This is a genomic window from Burkholderia sp. PAMC 28687, from assembly GCF_001577465.1.
Classification (GTDB): domain Bacteria; phylum Pseudomonadota; class Gammaproteobacteria; order Burkholderiales; family Burkholderiaceae; genus Caballeronia.
Window position 1 is genome coordinate 705,454 of sequence record NZ_CP014506.1, and the last position, 16,505, is coordinate 721,958.

16 protein-coding genes are annotated in these 16,505 nt (G+C 61.2%); 4 read left to right on the plus strand and 12 right to left on the minus strand.

The genetic code is table 11. The features are described from left to right. Positions 1 to 78: 78 nt before the first annotated feature. Together AX768_RS18580 and AX768_RS18585 are read left to right on the plus strand one after the other, a co-directional pair. Entirely contained in the window at positions 79 to 1,743 is a 1,665-nt protein-coding gene (locus AX768_RS18580) for an acetolactate synthase large subunit (RefSeq protein WP_062001572.1), read from the plus strand. Then, a complete protein-coding gene (locus AX768_RS18585) occupies positions 1,740 to 2,867 on the plus strand; it encodes a zinc-dependent alcohol dehydrogenase family protein (protein WP_062001573.1) in 1,128 nt (375 codons plus the stop codon). The genes AX768_RS18580 and AX768_RS18585 overlap by 4 nt, the downstream gene beginning before the upstream one ends. Positions 2,868 to 2,974: 107 nt before the next feature. On the opposite strand, the gene AX768_RS18590 is transcribed toward AX768_RS18585, so the two are convergent. Further along, entirely contained in the window at positions 2,975 to 4,390 is a 1,416-nt protein-coding gene (locus AX768_RS18590) for an NAD(P)/FAD-dependent oxidoreductase (protein WP_231941521.1), read from the minus strand. 94 nt (positions 4,391 to 4,484) lie between these two features. On the opposite strand from AX768_RS18590, the gene AX768_RS18595 reads away from it, so the two are divergent. Continuing rightward, positions 4,485 to 4,862, plus strand: coding sequence for a DUF3140 domain-containing protein (locus tag AX768_RS18595; RefSeq protein ID WP_062001574.1), 378 nt, complete (start codon positions 4,485 to 4,487; stop codon positions 4,860 to 4,862). 11 nt (positions 4,863 to 4,873) lie between these two features. On the opposite strand, the gene AX768_RS18600 is transcribed toward AX768_RS18595, so the two are convergent. Beyond that, positions 4,874 to 5,797: an NmrA/HSCARG family protein gene (locus AX768_RS18600; protein WP_062001575.1), complete on the minus strand. Its 924-nt coding sequence runs from the start codon at positions 5,795 to 5,797 to the stop codon at positions 4,874 to 4,876. A gap of 99 nt (positions 5,798 to 5,896) precedes the next feature. Here AX768_RS18600 and AX768_RS18605 point away from each other — a divergent pair, with 99 nt between their 5' ends. Then, on the plus strand, positions 5,897 to 6,310 hold the full coding sequence (locus tag AX768_RS18605) for a winged helix-turn-helix transcriptional regulator (RefSeq protein WP_062002322.1): 414 nt from the start codon (positions 5,897 to 5,899) through the stop codon (positions 6,308 to 6,310). Here the strand turns inward: AX768_RS18605 and AX768_RS18610 are convergent. From AX768_RS18610 to AX768_RS18655, 10 genes are all read right to left on the minus strand, one after another. Beyond that, positions 6,307 to 6,621 carry a hypothetical protein gene (locus tag AX768_RS18610; protein ID WP_231941522.1) on the minus strand — a complete coding sequence of 105 codons (315 nt, stop codon included), beginning with the start codon at positions 6,619 to 6,621 and terminating at the stop codon, positions 6,307 to 6,309. The genes AX768_RS18605 and AX768_RS18610 overlap by 4 nt on opposite strands. An 83-nt stretch (positions 6,622 to 6,704) precedes the next feature. Then, entirely contained in the window at positions 6,705 to 7,727 is a 1,023-nt protein-coding gene (locus AX768_RS18615; protein WP_155524282.1) for a hypothetical protein, read from the minus strand. A gap of 349 nt (positions 7,728 to 8,076) precedes the next feature. Beyond that, positions 8,077 to 9,324: an MFS transporter gene (locus tag AX768_RS18620; protein ID WP_062001577.1), complete on the minus strand. Its 1,248-nt coding sequence runs from the start codon at positions 9,322 to 9,324 to the stop codon at positions 8,077 to 8,079. Next, entirely contained in the window at positions 9,321 to 9,650 is a 330-nt protein-coding gene (locus AX768_RS18625) for a hypothetical protein (RefSeq protein ID WP_062001578.1), read from the minus strand. The genes AX768_RS18620 and AX768_RS18625 overlap by 4 nt, the downstream gene beginning before the upstream one ends. Before the next feature lie 2 nt (positions 9,651 to 9,652). Further along, on the minus strand, positions 9,653 to 10,213 hold the full coding sequence (locus AX768_RS18630; RefSeq protein ID WP_062001579.1) for an isochorismatase family protein: 561 nt from the start codon (positions 10,211 to 10,213) through the stop codon (positions 9,653 to 9,655). 27 nt (positions 10,214 to 10,240) lie between these two features. After that, a complete protein-coding gene (locus AX768_RS18635; protein ID WP_062001580.1) occupies positions 10,241 to 10,693 on the minus strand; it encodes a MarR family winged helix-turn-helix transcriptional regulator in 453 nt (150 codons plus the stop codon). A 56-nt stretch (positions 10,694 to 10,749) separates the two neighbouring features. After that, a complete protein-coding gene (locus AX768_RS18640; RefSeq protein ID WP_062001581.1) occupies positions 10,750 to 12,234 on the minus strand; it encodes a mechanosensitive ion channel family protein in 1,485 nt (494 codons plus the stop codon). Positions 12,235 to 12,617: 383 nt separating this feature from the next. Next, entirely contained in the window at positions 12,618 to 13,622 is a 1,005-nt protein-coding gene (gene araH, locus AX768_RS18645; protein ID WP_062001582.1) for an L-arabinose ABC transporter permease AraH, read from the minus strand. 62 nt (positions 13,623 to 13,684) lie between these two features. Then, positions 13,685 to 15,193: an L-arabinose ABC transporter ATP-binding protein AraG gene (gene araG, locus AX768_RS18650; protein ID WP_062001583.1), complete on the minus strand. Its 1,509-nt coding sequence runs from the start codon at positions 15,191 to 15,193 to the stop codon at positions 13,685 to 13,687. A 74-nt stretch (positions 15,194 to 15,267) separates the two neighbouring features. Then, complete coding sequence (locus tag AX768_RS18655; RefSeq protein WP_062001584.1) at positions 15,268 to 16,272, minus strand: arabinose ABC transporter substrate-binding protein; 1,005 nt, start codon at positions 16,270 to 16,272, stop codon at positions 15,268 to 15,270. Between the last annotated feature and the right edge of the window lie 233 nt (positions 16,273 to 16,505).

The following is a 16,505-nucleotide window of genomic DNA, read 5'->3' on the forward strand; positions in this document are numbered from 1 at the left end:
TTCTGAATGCGCTGGCAGGGACAGTCCGCTGCAATACGCGGCGATTAGCCGTGATTGAAAGAGTCAAGGAGATTACGTATGAAAGCATCAGATCTGTTCGTCAAGGCGCTGGAGAACGAGGGCGTCGATCGCATTTTCGCGGTGCCGGGCGAAGAAAATCTCGACGTCGTCGAGTCGCTGCGACGCTCGAACATCGAGTTGATCGTCACCCGCCATGAGCAGTCGGCGGCATTCATGGCGGCCACCCACGGCCGCCTGACGGGAAGGCCGGGTGTCTGCATGGCAACCCTCGGTCCCGGCGCGCTGAATCTGGTCACAGGTGCAGCCTACGCCCATCTCGGCGCCATGCCGATGGTGCTTATCACCGGGCAAAAGGCCATCATGACAGCGCACCAGGCGCGCTTTCAGATAGTCGACATAGTCGCAACCATGAAGCCGCTGACGAAGGCGTCGCGGCAAATAGTCAGCGGGAGCAGCATCCCGAGCGTGGTGCGCGAAGCGTTCCGCCTCGCCGCGGAAGAGCGGCCCGGTCCGGTCCACCTCGAGTTGCCCGAAGACGTGGCCGCCCAAGAAGTAAGCGACGACGTGGCGCTTGTTCCGCCGCATCCGGTCGAGCTTCCGGTCGCGCAAGAGGCTGCCATCGAACGGGCCGCGGCCATGCTGATGAAGGCCGAGCGTCCGCTTGTCATGTTCGGCGCCGCGAGCAACCGTCCCCGGCTCGCGGGCCAGTTGACCGAATTCATTCGACGTACCGGCATCCCGTTTTTCAACACCCAGATGGGCAAGGGTACCGTGGCCGCAGTTGGCCATGACGAAGCCAGCGAACTCTGGATGGGAACCGCGGCGCTCAGCGAACGCGACTATCTTCACGAGGCAATAGACCGTGCTGACCTGATCCTGGCGATCGGCCATGACACGGTCGAAAAGCCGCCGTTCATCATGGGCCCGGACGGACCCAAGGTCGTTCATGTGAGCTACACGCCGGCCCACGTCGAACAAGTATTCTTCCCCCATGCGGAAGTGGTAGGTGATCTTGGCCTGAGTCTCGCGCGACTTGCCGATCACGTTCAGGGCAAGCTTCCGAACGCAGCGGCGCTGGCGCCGTTGCGCGAGGGCATCCTGAAGCGGACGATGGACCGCGCGGGGGAATCGCGCTTTCCGCTGACGCCGCAGCGCATCGTCCATGACGTACGCGAAGTCATGCCGGCCGACGGCATCGTCGCGCTCGATAACGGCATGTACAAGATCTGGTTTGCGCGCTGCTACCGGACCCGCAGCGCCAACACGCTGCTGCTCGACAACGCGTTGGCAACGATGGGCGCGGGTTTGCCGTCGGCCATGATGGCCGCGCTGCTTTACCCGGCGCGGCGTGTGATGGCGGTGTGCGGCGACGGCGGTTTCATGATGAACTCGCAGGAACTCGAGACCGCCGTGCGGCTGAAGCTCAACTTGGTTGTGCTGATCATTCAGGACGATGCCTACGGAATGATCCGGTGGAAACAGGCCGTAGACAACTTCACGGATTGGGGTCTCACGTTCGGCAACCCCGACTTCGTCAAGTACGCCGATGCCTACGGCGCAAAAGGACGGCGCGTCGAATCAGCCGAAGCACTGGCACCGACGCTGGAAGACGCGTTCCGCGAAGGCGGTGTGCAACTGGTCATTGTTCCGGTCGACTATTCGGAGAACAGCCGCGTACTCGTGGATGAACTCAAGAACCGTGTCAGGGAGGTCGCGCAATGAAGATCAAGGCCGCTGTCCTGCAAGCAATGGGCGCAACGCCGCCTTACGCCGTCTCGCGCCCCTTGCGTATTGAAGAGATCGACCTGGCGCCCCCCGGCGCCGATGAAGTCCTGATCAAGATTGCGGCCGCCGGCCTGTGCCATTCGGACCTCTCCGTCATCAACGGCGACCGTCCTCGTCCAATGCCGATGGCGCTCGGTCACGAGGCCTCCGGCGTCGTAGAGGAACTGGGGGCGGGCGTGACGGATCTCCAGGTGGGCGATCACGTCGTCGTGGTGTTCGTGCCGAGCTGTGGCCACTGTGCGCCCTGCGCCGAAGGACGTCCTGCATTATGCGAACCGGGCGCCGCAGCAAACGGCGCAGGCACCTTGCTGTCCGGCGCGCGCCGCCTAACGCGAGGCGGCGAGGCCTTGAACCATCATCTCGGGTGCTCGGTGTTTGCCGAATATGCGACCGTGTCGCGCCGCTCTGTCGTCAAGATTGATCCCGGTGTTCCACTGGAGGAGGCTGCGCTGTTCGGGTGTGCGGTGCTCACGGGTGTCGGCGCGGTGGTCAACACGGCCCAGGTCAGGGCCGGTGCATCGGTTGCCGTGGTGGGCCTCGGCGGCGTGGGGCTGGCGGCACTCATTGGCGCGCAGGCGGCGGGGGCCCGGCAGATCATCGCAATCGATCTGTCCGATGACAAGCTGGAACATGCGCTCGCCTTGGGCGCTACGCACACGGTCAACGCCGCTCGGGCCGATGCATCCGAGCACATCCGGGCGCTGAGTCATGGCGGCGTCGAATTCGCTTTTGAGTTCGCCGGCTCGATCCACGCGCTGGACCTGGCTTACCGCATTACACGACGCGGCGGTTCGACCGTGACAGCGGGACTGCCTCCGTCAACCGCACTCTGGCCGCTTCCCGCAGTCAGCCTTGTTGCGGAAGAGCGCACCCTGAAGGGGAGCTATATCGGCACGTGCGTGCCTTCGCGCGACATTCCGCGTTACATCGATCTCTATGTGCAAGGTCGTCTGCCCGTGAACAAGCTGCTTACCGGCCGCCTCAAGCTCGACGAGATCAATCGTGGCTTCGACTTGCTGCATGAGGGCAAGGCGATTCGCCAAGTGGTGGTATTCGAGTGATCAGGGGACAGCGACGCCTTGGGTAATTCGACCTAAGTCCGAGGCAGTGGAGTCACGAATGGTGTTCGAGGTCCAGTTGGGATGAAAGGTAGACGCCAGATCACACATCATGAGAGCCGCGCACTGGGTTTCACTCGTCGGGCTAGGATATCGACGAGCCAAAGAAGACTGCCGTGCCATGGACCATGAAGCCGCGCCTGGAACGTCCGGTACAGCATTGCGTGCCCTAACTGTGCGATGCGCCCCCGAATGAAGCCGCCCTTGAAGAAGCCGAAACGACCGAGCGAGCCGTAAGCATCGAAACCTCCAAGGGAAACGAGAGACCCGAAGTCATGATATGAAGCCGCTGGCGCCTGGCTGCCTGCAATCAGTTTTGGAAGATTGCGGCACATATATACGGCTTGCTGATGGGCGGCCTGCGCTGTTGTCGGAACCGCATTGTCACGGCCAGGCAGTTGCGGACTGGCACAGTCACCGACAGCGTAGATGTGCGGATCGTCCACGCTGCGCAGCGTGGGCCCGACCACCAGTTGCCCCGAGCGGGTTCGTTTCACGTCGCCCATGTTGTTCAAGAGATCGGGTGCTTTGACACCGGCCGCCCACACCTTGAGAACGGCCGGAATCGTTTCACCATCGACGAGATGGAAGCCGTTTTCGTCCACCGACGCCACGCGTGCGCTCACGCGCACCGTGACACCAAGTTCCGAGAGCTTGCGGTGGGCTGCGTCGGCCACGCGTTGGGGGAACGGCCCAAGAAGGCGAGGGCCGGATTCGATCAGCAGGACTTTGAGATGGCTCGACGCGCCGCGTGCGCCGTATTCTTCCGCAACGGCCGCGATCCGGATCAGTTCGGCAGCCAGTTCTACGCCGGTTGCCCCGCCACCGACTATCCCGATGGTCAGCAGCGTATTCGACACGACCGCCTGGATCAGCCGAAGCCGCAGTTCGTCATTGAAGGCGATGGCCTCAGACCGCGAATCGATGGTCGAGCAATGGTCTTTCACGCCGGGCGTACCGAAGTCGTTCGCACGGCTCCCGACCGCCAGCAGCAACGTGTCATAGGCGACAACGCGCGCGGGCACGACTTCGATCTCTCCATGGCGGAGCGGTCCAATATGGATCTCGCGCCGCGCGCGATCGACGCTGGTTGCACACCCGGGCTGATAGGTGAACCCATGAGTGCGCGCCTGGGCGGCGAACGCTGTCTCTTGCGCGCCGGCGTCGGAGGTCCCGGCCGCAATCATGTGTAGCATCGGCTTCCAGACGTAAGCCGGTTCCTTGTCTATCAGCGAAATCTGCAACGAGCCGTTGCCTGCTGTGTTTCCTGCGAGGTGGGTCGCGATGTCGAGCCCGGCAACGCCTCCGCCTACGATAACTAATCTGTGCGGTTGCTGATTTGTTCGCTGTGTCGATTCCATGCCCATCACGTCCGCATAGTCGGGACGCAACCTGAAGCAAGCAGCGGTCCTGCGCCACTCGATGGTCCTGGCCTCGATCGCTTCTGGTACGACGCATGTTCCCATGCGCTGCATATTCGGTGCGCCGGAAATGCCATGCCGGGAGCATTGCTTGCTGTCATGCAATGGTGCAAACCGCTCCCCGGTGGAGGAGGATTCAATGACAGATCAACATCGTTCCAGCACGCAGACAGACAAGCATGGACAACCGCCCGACGGCGACGCCGACGAAACCTTCAAGACGTTCAAGGATCTGGTCAACATGACGCCCGCTCAGATCGAGAAGTGGCTGCAAACCGATGAGTCCCGCGACGTCGGCCAGAAATCCGGCGGAAACGAATCGGTCGGTCATCAATCAGGCCGGCACATCATCGCCATTCTCGGCAAGAAGAAGGCCGACCTGTCGGAGGCGGATTATGCGCACATGCGCAAGGTTATCGGCTACATAAAACGACATCTCGCCCGACGTCCTAACGATGTCGAGCACTCGAACTGGCGCTATTCGCTGATGAATTGGGGCCATGATCCTGTGAAGTGACGTGCCGGGCATCAACGAAGCGCAACCCCTTCGCTTTTGGCACTGATCGCCGCGAACAACGCATCTCGCCCTCGGCCTTCCAGCCACCGGTCGAACGTCAGCAGACCGGGGAACGACTCGCGCAGAGATGCAAGGTCGGCGTTACCGGACAGTCGGCCGTCACCGACAAGCCTGGCCAACGTCCCGAGGAACGGGCTTTCGGCGAGCACGGTGTCCGGAAAGCGGCGATAGACCACGGGACGCCCGGTTATCAGGCTGAATTTGCGGGCCAGGGCCGGACCAGTTACTGCATCGCCCGCTATTTCGATAGTGCGGGACGAGAACACTTCAGGCGCCGAGAAGATCCGAGCCACGATCTTTCCGATATCTTCGGCGGCAATGAATTGCATCGGCTGGTCTGCATGCATGAAGAAGGTGAGCTCGCCTTTGTCGAGTCCCATGCCAGGCAGCATCAGGATTTCCATGAACGCGCTCGGGCGCACAATCGTCGAGGTCATGTCAAGGCGGCGGACGTAGGCTTCGATTTCGCTTTTGCTATCGAAATGTCCCATCCCGGTTTTGGTGGGACCCGCTGCGTTGGTCGAGCTGTAGACAAAGTGCTGGACGCCGCTTTTTAGAGCGATGTCAGCGACGGTCTTGCCGTAGCGGATCTCGTCTTCATCCGTGACCCCGTACGCAACGCCTTGACCGGAACTCGGCTGCACGCTGAACACGCCATAGACGCCTGCCATTGCATCCTGTATGGACTGCGGATCGGAGAAATCTCCCTTCACGGTTTCGACTCCCATCGCCGCAAGCGCCTTTGCACTGTCGCTCGCCGGGTTGCGCACGAGCGCCCGCACCTTCCATCCGTCAGAGCGCAATGCCTTCGCCACGAAGCCACCCTGTTGCCCGGTTGCCCCGAACACGAGGATTGGTTCATCAGTTCTGTTCATCGCGGTATCCGAAAGTAACTATTGACGGGGCGATTGTAGGCCGCTATATCTTTTCCGCAAGACGGCACGGGGGTGTGCTTTAGTTACATGGAGGTAACCTTGTCCCAGACAATTTTCGGCCGCCCGTTTGCCATGACGCACGAAGGTCCGGTTGTGACGCCATGTGCGCCGCACGATGTGCTGGCGCGTCTCGGGGACAAGTGGACGATCCTGATCATGTCGTTGTTGTCGCTCGCCCCGCATCACCGGTTGCGTTTTTCGGGCATCAAGCGCGGTGTGAACGGCATCTCCCAGCGCATGCTGACGGCGACGCTCAGAAACCTGGAACGTGACGGCTTGCTCGTGCGGCACTACTTCCCGGAAGTACCGCCGCGCGTCGAGTATGAACTGAGCGAAATGGGCATCAGCATGTTGCCGGCGCTGGAAGGGTTCACCGCGTGGATCCGGATGAACTGGCCCGCGATCGAAGCGTCCCGGCAACGATACGATTCGCAGGCCTGCGGCGACGCCTAGCGCGGATGGCATTCCCAATCGTTGTAAGCCGGCTTGTCGAGCGGAGTCAGCCCGGGGATCATGAATACGGAACAACCGAATCGACGTCCCTTCGTGGTGGTTGCGTCGTAGGTCACGGGCGTTCCCCCAAGTGAGTTGCGCTGGCCGTATTTGATGTTGGAAACGGTTATCTCGTCAGAAGAAGCCAGCCCGATAGTTCTGGACGTGGTTTTCTGAACTTCGATCATGTTCATCTGCGTCGTGCCGCAGGCCGACAAACCGGTCAACAACACGGCCGAGATTGCGGCGAGTATCAGTATTTTCTTGTTCAAGAGAATCCCCGTGAGTGTGATGTCTAAGTCCTGCCATCGGCCGCCCATAGCGCGCGGCCGATCCGTTGCATGCATGCCGCGGTTCAAACGCCGAACAGTGATACAGGCGTACAGAGCGCCCCTTTGCAGTTTCCCGGCGTGAAGTAGAGCGTCTGGATCTTGCCGCTGGGCAGCACGAACCCACCGATCAGGCCGTTACCCTTCGCGCCCTCGACGTTCGCCTGCTGAATGAACGTTGCGCTGGTGGTGGCCGGATCGAGGCCATAGAAGTTGAACGTGGCGGACTGCGACAGATCCTTCGCGAAGATTGCGCCGGTTCCATCGGAGAACACGAACTCTCCGCGGAAACGATAACCACGCGCACCTTCACTATTCAGTTGCGTCATGAAGGAGGTATCGTCGGTCGGCACGGCCGTGATCTCGTAGCCGTATGTCGCATTACCCTGCGAGCTCTTTTCGTAGATCGATGACGTGCTCGCATCGCCCAATAAGAACGCCGGTGCAACGTTGTAATAACCCTGCGCACCTTGCGCGTTGGCCTGTGCCACGAAATCGGCCTTGCTCGCGGGCTGGGTCAGGACCTGATAGGAATACGTAGCGATTGAACCATTGTCTTTCCTGTAGAGAAAGAACATGTCGGTACCCACGGCCAGTTCGCCCGCCCACCGGAAACCCCTGGCGCCTTCGCTATTCGCTTGCGTCAGGAATGCGGCGCTGCCCGACGTGACGTCCTGTACTTCGTAGCTATAGGTTGTCGCTTGATCCTTGACGAAGGCCGATGTCTGATCGAGCGTTGCGGTCGCAGTGAAAGCATAGTCGCTCAGATAGCGATAGCCCTGCGCGCCTTGCGTGTTGAGACTGGACAGGAACTGCGCGCGGCTTGTGTCGGGCGTGAGGCCTTCGTAGATGAAAGCGGTAATTGCCGGTGTCGAAGGCGTGGAAGGTGACGACGGCGTATCGGGCGCCGTGTTGGCCGGCGTGCCATTACCGGAATCAGGGGAGTTACTCGATGTCTTCGCATCATCTCCGCCACAAGCCGCCAGCGCAAAGGCGGCGTATATGACTGGCATCGACCATTTAAGCATCCAGACCCGTGAGCTACTCATTTGCAAACACCCCTTTGTTTTTAATACTCGCAATTGGTTTAGTACCGACGCAAACGGATTACCGGTCGGCCGACTGATCGGCAGACGCGAGACATGATGGAGAAGTCGTTGAACCCGCTGCACCATGGGTATCGAGCCGGTTGACTACCGGTTCCAGTGGCGCAGTGGTTTTCTCACCTGATGAATCAGGCGAAGGAATGGTAGCAGTTGACTAATCGATGAATTTGCCTGAACGTCCCGATTGCTTGCCTGCGCGTCTCAATTGAATGAGAGTGAGTCGGCACGACAATCAGAAGCTGACGAACGTCCTGCTGAGCATTTCAAGCCGGCCGCGGGCGTCGCAGCTCCATCAGCCAAGGTCATGCGCATCCGCTTGACGAGGCCGATGAAGCTGCTGCCTCAACGCATAAGCGGCCACGACAGCCGCTATAAACCCCGATGCAGCACCAACGCCTAGCGACCAGCGCGGGCCGGGATGGTCCGCAATCCAGCCAACGATGGGCGCGCCGATCGGCGTGCCCCCGAGCGCAATGCCAAGACGCAGCGCCATCACACGTCCGCGCATGGCGGGTTCGGTCGAGAGCTGCATCAGCGTGTTGGTGGCGTTGGTGAAGGTCAGGGCCGCTACGCCGATCACGACCAGCGCCGCCGCGAACAGCCAGTAATTCGGTGCGACGGCCGCGAGCGTGCAGCCGAACCCGAACGTCAGGGCGCCGATCAGCAGCGACGTGAATTGCGGTTTGCCGCGGCGGGCGGCGAGGAGAGCGCCCGCGACCGTGCCAACCGCCATGATCGATGACAGGAGACCATAGCCACGCGCATCGGTATGAAAGACGCCGACCGCCATGGTCGAGATGAAGATCGGGAAGTTCAGTCCGAACGTGCCGATCAGGAACAGCATGACCAGGATCGCCTTGAGGTCCGGCCGGGACCATACATAGCGAAACCCTTCGGTGAAGCTGCCCTTGGTGCGGCGAGCCCTCGCATTAGCACGCAACTCGGAGACGCGGAACAACGACAGGGAGGCCAGCACCGCGATAAAACTCACGCCGTTGATCATGAACGCCCAGCCGGTGCCGACCGAAGCGATGACCAGACCGGCAACCGCCGGCCCGATCATCCGCGCGGCGTTGAACGAAGTCGAATTGAGCGCGACCGCGTTCGACAGATCCTCGTCGCCGACCAGTTCCGCCACGAAGGTCTGGCGCACGGGTGCATCGAATGCTGCCGCGCAGCCGGACAGGAAGGCGAACACATAGACGTGCCAGAGCTGGACGACGCCCGTGACGGTGAGCAAACCCAGCGCCAGGGCGAGCGTGCCCATGGCTGCCTGCGTAGCAACCAGCAGCTTGCGCTGGTTGTAGTGATCGGCAGCGAAGCCCGTCCAGGGCAGCAACAGAAGCTGCGGCCCGAACTGGAGCGCCATGACCACGCCCACGGCCGACGCATTGTGATGCGTGAGCTGGGTGAGCACGAGCCAGTCCTGAGCCGTGCGCTGCATCCAGGTTCCGACATTGGAAACAAGCGCGCCGGCCGCCCACACCCGATAGTTGTAGCTCCTCAGCGACCGAAATGTGCCGGTTGACAAAGCGGTCATGAACGCTCTGGACTATCACCGCCGTGCAGGCGGCCAAAGAGCCGCGCGCACAGCAATCCCATGGCCAGGATGCCGAGCCCGAAAGCAAGGGCATCGCTCGTGATCTTCAGTGCGAAATCGCCGACGCGGCAGACGAGCACATACCCGAGGACGATATTGAAGAAGCCCCAGAGCACGTTCACGGTAGACGATGAAAGCCCTTGCCCCGGCGGTTTGGCGAACGGGCTCTGGAACGGCTCTCCTTTCACGCCGCTGACGAGATGCGGCACGGCGTTGGTGAGAAAAACCCCGCCAAAGAAGTAGGAGACAAGCTGCAGCCATTCCATGTTCAGTTCCTCGTTCCAAGCAGGTCGATGATGTCCTGGGCCGTGCCGGTTTCGCCCAGCCTCGGGAAGACGTTCCTGATGCTGTAGTCGTGCGCCTCGGAACGTGAATCCGTCATCGCGTCGATGGCGAGCGTCACGTTGAACCCGTGCTCATAAGCCTGGCGGGCGGTCGATTCGACGCCGGTCCCGGTAGCGACACCCGTGACGACGACCTGGGTCACGCCCAGCGCCTTCAGCCGCTCCCCGAGATCGGTGCTCGCGAACGCACCCCAGGTCCGCTTTGTCACGACGATGTCGCCGGGCTGCTGGCCGAGTTCATCGATCAGGTCGGTCCACCCGGCCGGAAACGTTCTGCTGTGGCGCGGCTGCTCGGTGCGCCCCGGCGCTCCACCCGCGACGTTGACCAGCACGACGGTCAGGCCGCGTTCACGAAACGCGTGGAGCAGGGCACACGAGCGCTCCACGACCTTGTCGATGGGATGGCTGAAAGGGGAGCCGACAAGACCTTTTTGCAGATCGACGACGATAAGGGCGGTGTTCGGATCGAGCGTGGTAACGGCCATGGTTTTCCTGAAAGGTCTGGGACTCGCTCAGAAGTCGGCGAGCCGCTGCAGCAGTTTCACTGCGGCCGCGAGTGCGTCCTGTTCCTGTGGCGAGAGTTGTGCCTGCAAAGCGCGGAGCAGCCAGTCTTCTCTGGCAGCACGGCTGGCCTTGATGGTTTTTCGGAAGGCGGGAGTCAGGTCGATCAGCGTTTTTCGTCCATCGGCTGGATCGGCCTTGCCACTGATGGCCCCGATGGCCTCCAGGCCGGCCACTGTGACGCGCATGGACTGCGGACGCACGCTTTCCGCACGGGCAAGAGCGGAGACGGTTGCGGGCCCGTCGCGATCCAGACGATGGAGGACCGATTTCTGGGCGGAGGTGAAGTCGCCCGGATGCGCTTGCTCACGCAACCGTCGAATGAGTTTTCCAACAGAAATGCGCAGTTCACCGGCAAGAGCGGCCGACCTGAGAGTCTCAGGCGTGGGTGATTGTTTGACCATGTGCAGACGATAACATACATACAGTCAAACTGTACAGTTTGACTGTATGTATCGCTTCATTGCCGACTGCTGGGCCCATGCGGTTCGTCGTGCAGCGAATGCTGGTGCCAGACTTTCCCGACCAGCCACTGAAATATCGATTGATGAGTTTCGTGGTCTTCGGGAATCGGTGTCGTCAATTTCCCGAGCCTGTCCTGACGGGAAGCCAGAAGCTGGCACATCTGCCTGGCAACCTCCGGATGGTCCTTGAGGAAAGCTGTCATGTCCTCCTTGCCCAACTGATACAGCACGGAGGGCGTGAGTGTGGAGACGGACACGCGCATGGGAAGTCCTGCAAGCAGACCTGCCTCTCCGAATGCTTCGCCTGGACCCACTCGCGCGATCTCGCGCTCGCCTGACGGTTCGGTGAATTTGACGGAGAGAACCCCCGACGCGACGATAGACAGACTATCGGGCACTGTATCGGGCGCGGATATCACCTGATGTTCCTGATATTCATGACGTGAAAGTCGTGTGGCGAGCCGCTTTACTTCATCCCCAGTCAGACTTTCGAACAGGCTCACGCGTTTGAGCAGCGCTTCTTTTGCGTCATGCGTGCTTTCGACCGGCGCAGGGACGCCGAGCGCGCGCATGGGAATGGCTGACGAAGCAAGATGCCGGTAGCAAAGGTCGAACAATTCGTTGGACGCGGCGAGTTTCTTGTCCATGTTGTCGACAAACGCAACCACCTCGTATTGCACCGAGTTCACTGTAGTGCGCTTCATGTGGGCATAAGGCGCAGGCGCGTTCAGGATGATGTCGCAGCCGGTGAGTGCGCGGCGCAGCGCTTCGAGCACTGTCTGTGGCCGCGCTTCGGGAGCGATTTCAAGCACAAGCGACAGCCCGTGGACATTGGCCGGCCTGCTGTTATTCGAAATCTTGCCCTTCGATGCAACCGCGTTCGGCACGATCAGCGTATTTCCCTGGCCTGTCAGCAAGTGAGTGGCGCGCCAGTTCATTTCGACAACCCTGCCTTCCACGTCATCGATCATGACCCAGTCGCCGACCGAGTACGGCTCCGTGGTGTTCAACACAATGCCCGCGAACACGTCGCTCAGCGTGCTCTGGATCGCCAGACCCAGGACGATGGCAAGCGCCCCGGATGTGGCGACCAGTCCACGCACCGGCAACGCGAGCACAAAACCGAGGGCGGCCACGACCGCGGCCAGAAAGACCACGGCGCCGAACACGTCCGAAAAGAGCCGCTGCTTTCGCCAGGTGCTTGGCAATAAAAGCGTGTCGAGGGAAAGGGTAAGCAGCCGTGCGCCCATCAGCCACCAGATTATTTCGACGATCTGGCCCAGCCAGTGGAGCTCGGGCGCGGCGGCATCCGGAGCTTGCGTGAAGGGGTTCAGGCCTGACGAGAAGAGCACCGCGCTCAGCGCGCTAAAGAGCGTGAGCCGTATGAACAGCCGTATGAGCTCGTTGGGAGGCACCCGCAGCCGCCATACGACGACATCAAGAGCGACGATACCGAATCCAAGGATCAACGGGTATTTCACAGGCGCTCCGCCAGGAGATAGCTTCAAGAGGACCGATATAGGCACGCGAATGGTATTTCGGCCGTGCGCAGCAGGACACCCGGCAGCCGGGTGCGCCAATTCTGCGGCTCCTGATGGGGCCGCGCAACTGTCCTTTTTTGCGCTGCGTGCGATTTCGAGCCGTAGCTCAGCGGAGAGGATAGTGCAGATGCCGCCCGCACTCGGCGGGACGGCGAAAGAATCATCGAACCGGTTTGGCGCGAGCGCTGAGGAAAGCGGTGGCGATGGAGAATGCTCCCGGACGGGAGACTCGTGAAATCAGCCTGTTTCGGGACCGGCCGGCGGCGGGCCGGAACGGCTTTCGCTGACCGCGCCCCGTGCCCTTAAAATCGCCGGCGCTCCGCTCACGCCACCCGCTTGCTTCTCCGATACTGATCGAACAACACTGCCAGCAGCAGAATCCCGCCGCGAATCAGGTACTGATAAAAGGTCGGCACATTCATGAGGCTCATTGCATCCTGCACCGAGCCCATGATCAGCACGCCGACCAGCACGCCGGAGATCGTGGCCACGCCACCGGTCAGCGACACGCCGCCAAGCACGCAGGCCGATATCACCCCGAGTTCCAGCCCGACCGACGTCTTGGGGTCTCCAAGACTCATCCGCGAAGCCAGCATGACACCGGCGAACCCTGTCACGAGTCCTTGCAGCACGAACACCGTAATCTTGATGCGCATGACCGGCAGACCTGCCAGCAGCGCCGCTTCGCTATTGCCGCCCACCGCCAGCACGTTCTTGCCGAACACGGTCTTTTTCAGCAGAAAACCAAACAGCAAGAAGCCGACGATGTTCGACCAGATCGGAAAGGAGATGCCGAGGAACGATCCGCCGCCGAGATCGAAGAAACGTTCTTCGGAGATCATCACGGCATCGCCGTTCGACGTGATGTAGGCGAGTCCGCGAACCACTTCCATCATTGCCAGCGTGACGATCAGCGAGTTGATCTTCCAGCGTGCAATCAGCACGCCGTTCACGAGTCCGACTGCACCGCCTGCGAGCACGCCGCCGGCGATCCCCAGCGTGACGCTATGCGTGGACGTGATCAGCGTGGACGCCACCACCCCGGCAAACGCCACGATCGAGGCCACCGACAAATCCACCTCGCCGAGCGCGAGCACGAACATCATGGTGACGGAGATCGAACCGATCAACGTGACCGACAACAGCAAGCCCTGGATATTGCGCGAGCTGATGAAACCCGGGACGGTGAAGGCCAGCGTCACGAACAGGATCACGAACACCATGACGATGCCCGACTTGTTGATGAGGTCCCAGGTCCGCGCGGCGCGAGCACGCGAGCCCGTGCTTTGAGCGGGATTCGACTGATTGGTGACGGGGGTAATTTCCATGATGTCTCTTTCGTTCGCAGCGCGTTGAACGTGCTGCGGGTGTTATCGGTGATGAAGGTGAATCAGCCGGGCAGGGCGAGCTTGATGAGTTGATCGGGCGTCGCCTGCGCCTTGGGCAGGTTGCCGACGATCTTTCCTTCGCGCATCACCATCACGCGATCCGCCACGCCAATGACCTCGGCCAGATCGCTCGATACCACGATGACCGTGCGCCCCGCTTCCGCAAGCCCGTACAACAGGCCGTAGATTTCGCTACGTGCGCCGACATCGATACCGCGTGTCGGCTCGTCCATCAGGAACACATCGATCTCTTCGGCGAGCCAGCGCGAAAGAATGACCTTCTGCTGATTGCCGCCGGAAAGCGTGCCAATAGGCGTGTTGCCGTTGCGCGTCTTGATGGCGAGCTTCGCGATGTAGTCGGTTGTCGTCGCGGCTTCCTTGCGGCTGTTCAGGATGTTGAACGGGCTGAAGTGCCGGCGGCAGCTCATGTTCATATTGTCGGAAACCGAAGCGATCGACACAATGCCTTCCTGCTTGCGATCTTCCGGACACAGCGCCACGCCCGCGCGCACGGCGTCGCGCGGCGATCTGAACTTGCGTTTCGATCCCTTGAGCACGATCTGCCCCGACACGGGTTTGACCGCACCGTAGATCAGCTTCATCAGCTCGGAACGGCCCGCGCCAACGAGCCCGAAGAAGCCGACTATTTCGCCCTTGCGCACGCTGAACGACGCCGGTTCCGCCAGACCCGGACCCATCAGCGCCTGCACATCGAGCTGCACATCGCCTATGTCGCGTGCACGGTAGCCGTACACGTCGTGAATGGAGCGTCCGACCATGCAACTGATCAGGCGATCGCGTTCGAGTCCGTCGACTTCCTCGAAGGTCTCGATGCGCCGGCCATCGCGAAACACCGTCACGCGATCGCAAAGCGCATAGACCTCGTCCATGCGGTGCGTCACGTAGATGATCGCGCGTCCCTCGCTTTTGAGCGCGCGAATGATCTTGAACAGTTGCTCCGTCTCGCGCGATGACAATGAACTCGTGGGTTCATCGAACGCGATCACGCGTGCGTTGCGCATCAGCGCCTTGCCGATCTCGATCATCTGGCGTTGCCCGATCGACAAGTGCTTGACTTGCATGTTCGGATCGATCTTTTCACCCAGCCGGTCCAGCTCGGAGATTGCGCGCTTGACCAGCGCCTTTTCGTCGAGCATGCCGAAGCGGTTCGGCATTGCGCCAAGCATCAGGTTCTCGGCCACGGTCAGTTCCGGGACGAGATGCAGCTCCTGATAGATGATCGCGATGCCCGCCTCAATGGCGGCCTTGGTGGTCGTGAACTGCTGCTCGACGCCGTCGAGCGACAAGCTTCCACCGCTTGTCGAATTCACGCCCGACAGCACTTTGAGCAACGTCGACTTGCCCGCGCCGTTCTCGCCCATCAGCCCGTGGACTTCGCCCGTGCGCACGCCGAGCGACACGGAGTCGAGCGCAAGCACGCCGGGAAAACGCACGGTGATGTTATCGAGCAGGAGATAAGGCGCGGCCGTGGCCACTGCGGTATCCATCATTGAGCGTTCCTTGGTTGAAAACTGAAGCGGGCGCCATGACGTGCATGACATGCACGACGCCCGCGGCCAAACGCTCAGATACCCAGTTCCTTGCGCACGTCCTGCCAGTTGCTGCGAACCATCAGCTTGCCGGTGGTCTGCGTATCGGCGGGCGGCTGCTTGCCGTTCTTGATCCAGTCGACGAGGTTCTGCGTGCTGTCCTTCCCATGGTTTGTCGAGCTCACGGCAATGGTGCCGTAGAAGCCCGTTTGTTCCTTCTTCTGGAATTCGGCGAACGCTTCACCCGCGCCGTTGATGCCCACGCCGATCACATCCGCCGACGCAATATGCAGTTGTTCGGTCGCGCGCACGGCGCCGAGCACGGTCTCTTCATTGATCGCGTAGATCACCCATTTCTTGATGTTCGGATGCTGCGACAAGACCGGCGATGCCGCGTTGAAACCGCCTTCGTCGTCCGTCGTCTTTTGCGGGGCATCGAAGATATTTTCTTTCTTGAAGCCGCTCGCCAGGAGCGTCTGCGTGGCGCCGTCGGTGCGTTGCTTCGCCGTCGGGAGTTCGTAATCCGTGATGCGCAGCGCGCCCACTTCCTCGGGCTTCCAGCCGCGCTTTTTCATTTCGTCCGAGATGGCGGTGCCGACCTGATTGCCGATCTTGAATGCGGACATGCCGAGGTGCGGGACGTTCGGCAGCGGCTTGCCGGTCGAGTCGACCAGTTGGTCATCGACCGTCACGAACTTCATGTTGTAGCGCTTCGCGCGGGCCTGGATGGCCGGTCCGAGACGCACGTCGGGCGCGCAGATCACGAAGCCTTGAGCGCCCTGCGCGCCAAGGTTATCGATGGCGGACAGCACCTTCTCGCCATCCGGCGTGCCGATGTTCACCACTGAGAATTTTTCCTTTTGTCCAAGCGCGGATGCCGCTTTCTGTTCGTTGATAAACCACGCCTGTTCGGGCATCTTGACGAGGAAACCGACCTTCAGCGGTTCGTCGGCATGAGCGGACATCTGCGGGGCGAACGTGATGCCGAGTGTGGCTGCGGCAATGGCGGACAAGGTCAAACGACGAAGCTTACGGTTCATGAGGGCGTCTCCTGGTTGAATTGAGGCTGCATGACTCAAGTGACATGCAGCGAAGCGCAGGCTTGCAGCCCGTTCGCCTCTTCTTGCGGTATTGCGGGTCAATCGTTGTTCCGGCAGGCAGGCGGGTTTGTTGTACGGTCGTAATGTGCGCGAGGCAGGCCGCGTCTTGTCGGGTTAGCCCTCATGCCCTCGCGAACTCGCTATCAGGCTTGCTGCAAACGCAAAGGGCGCAG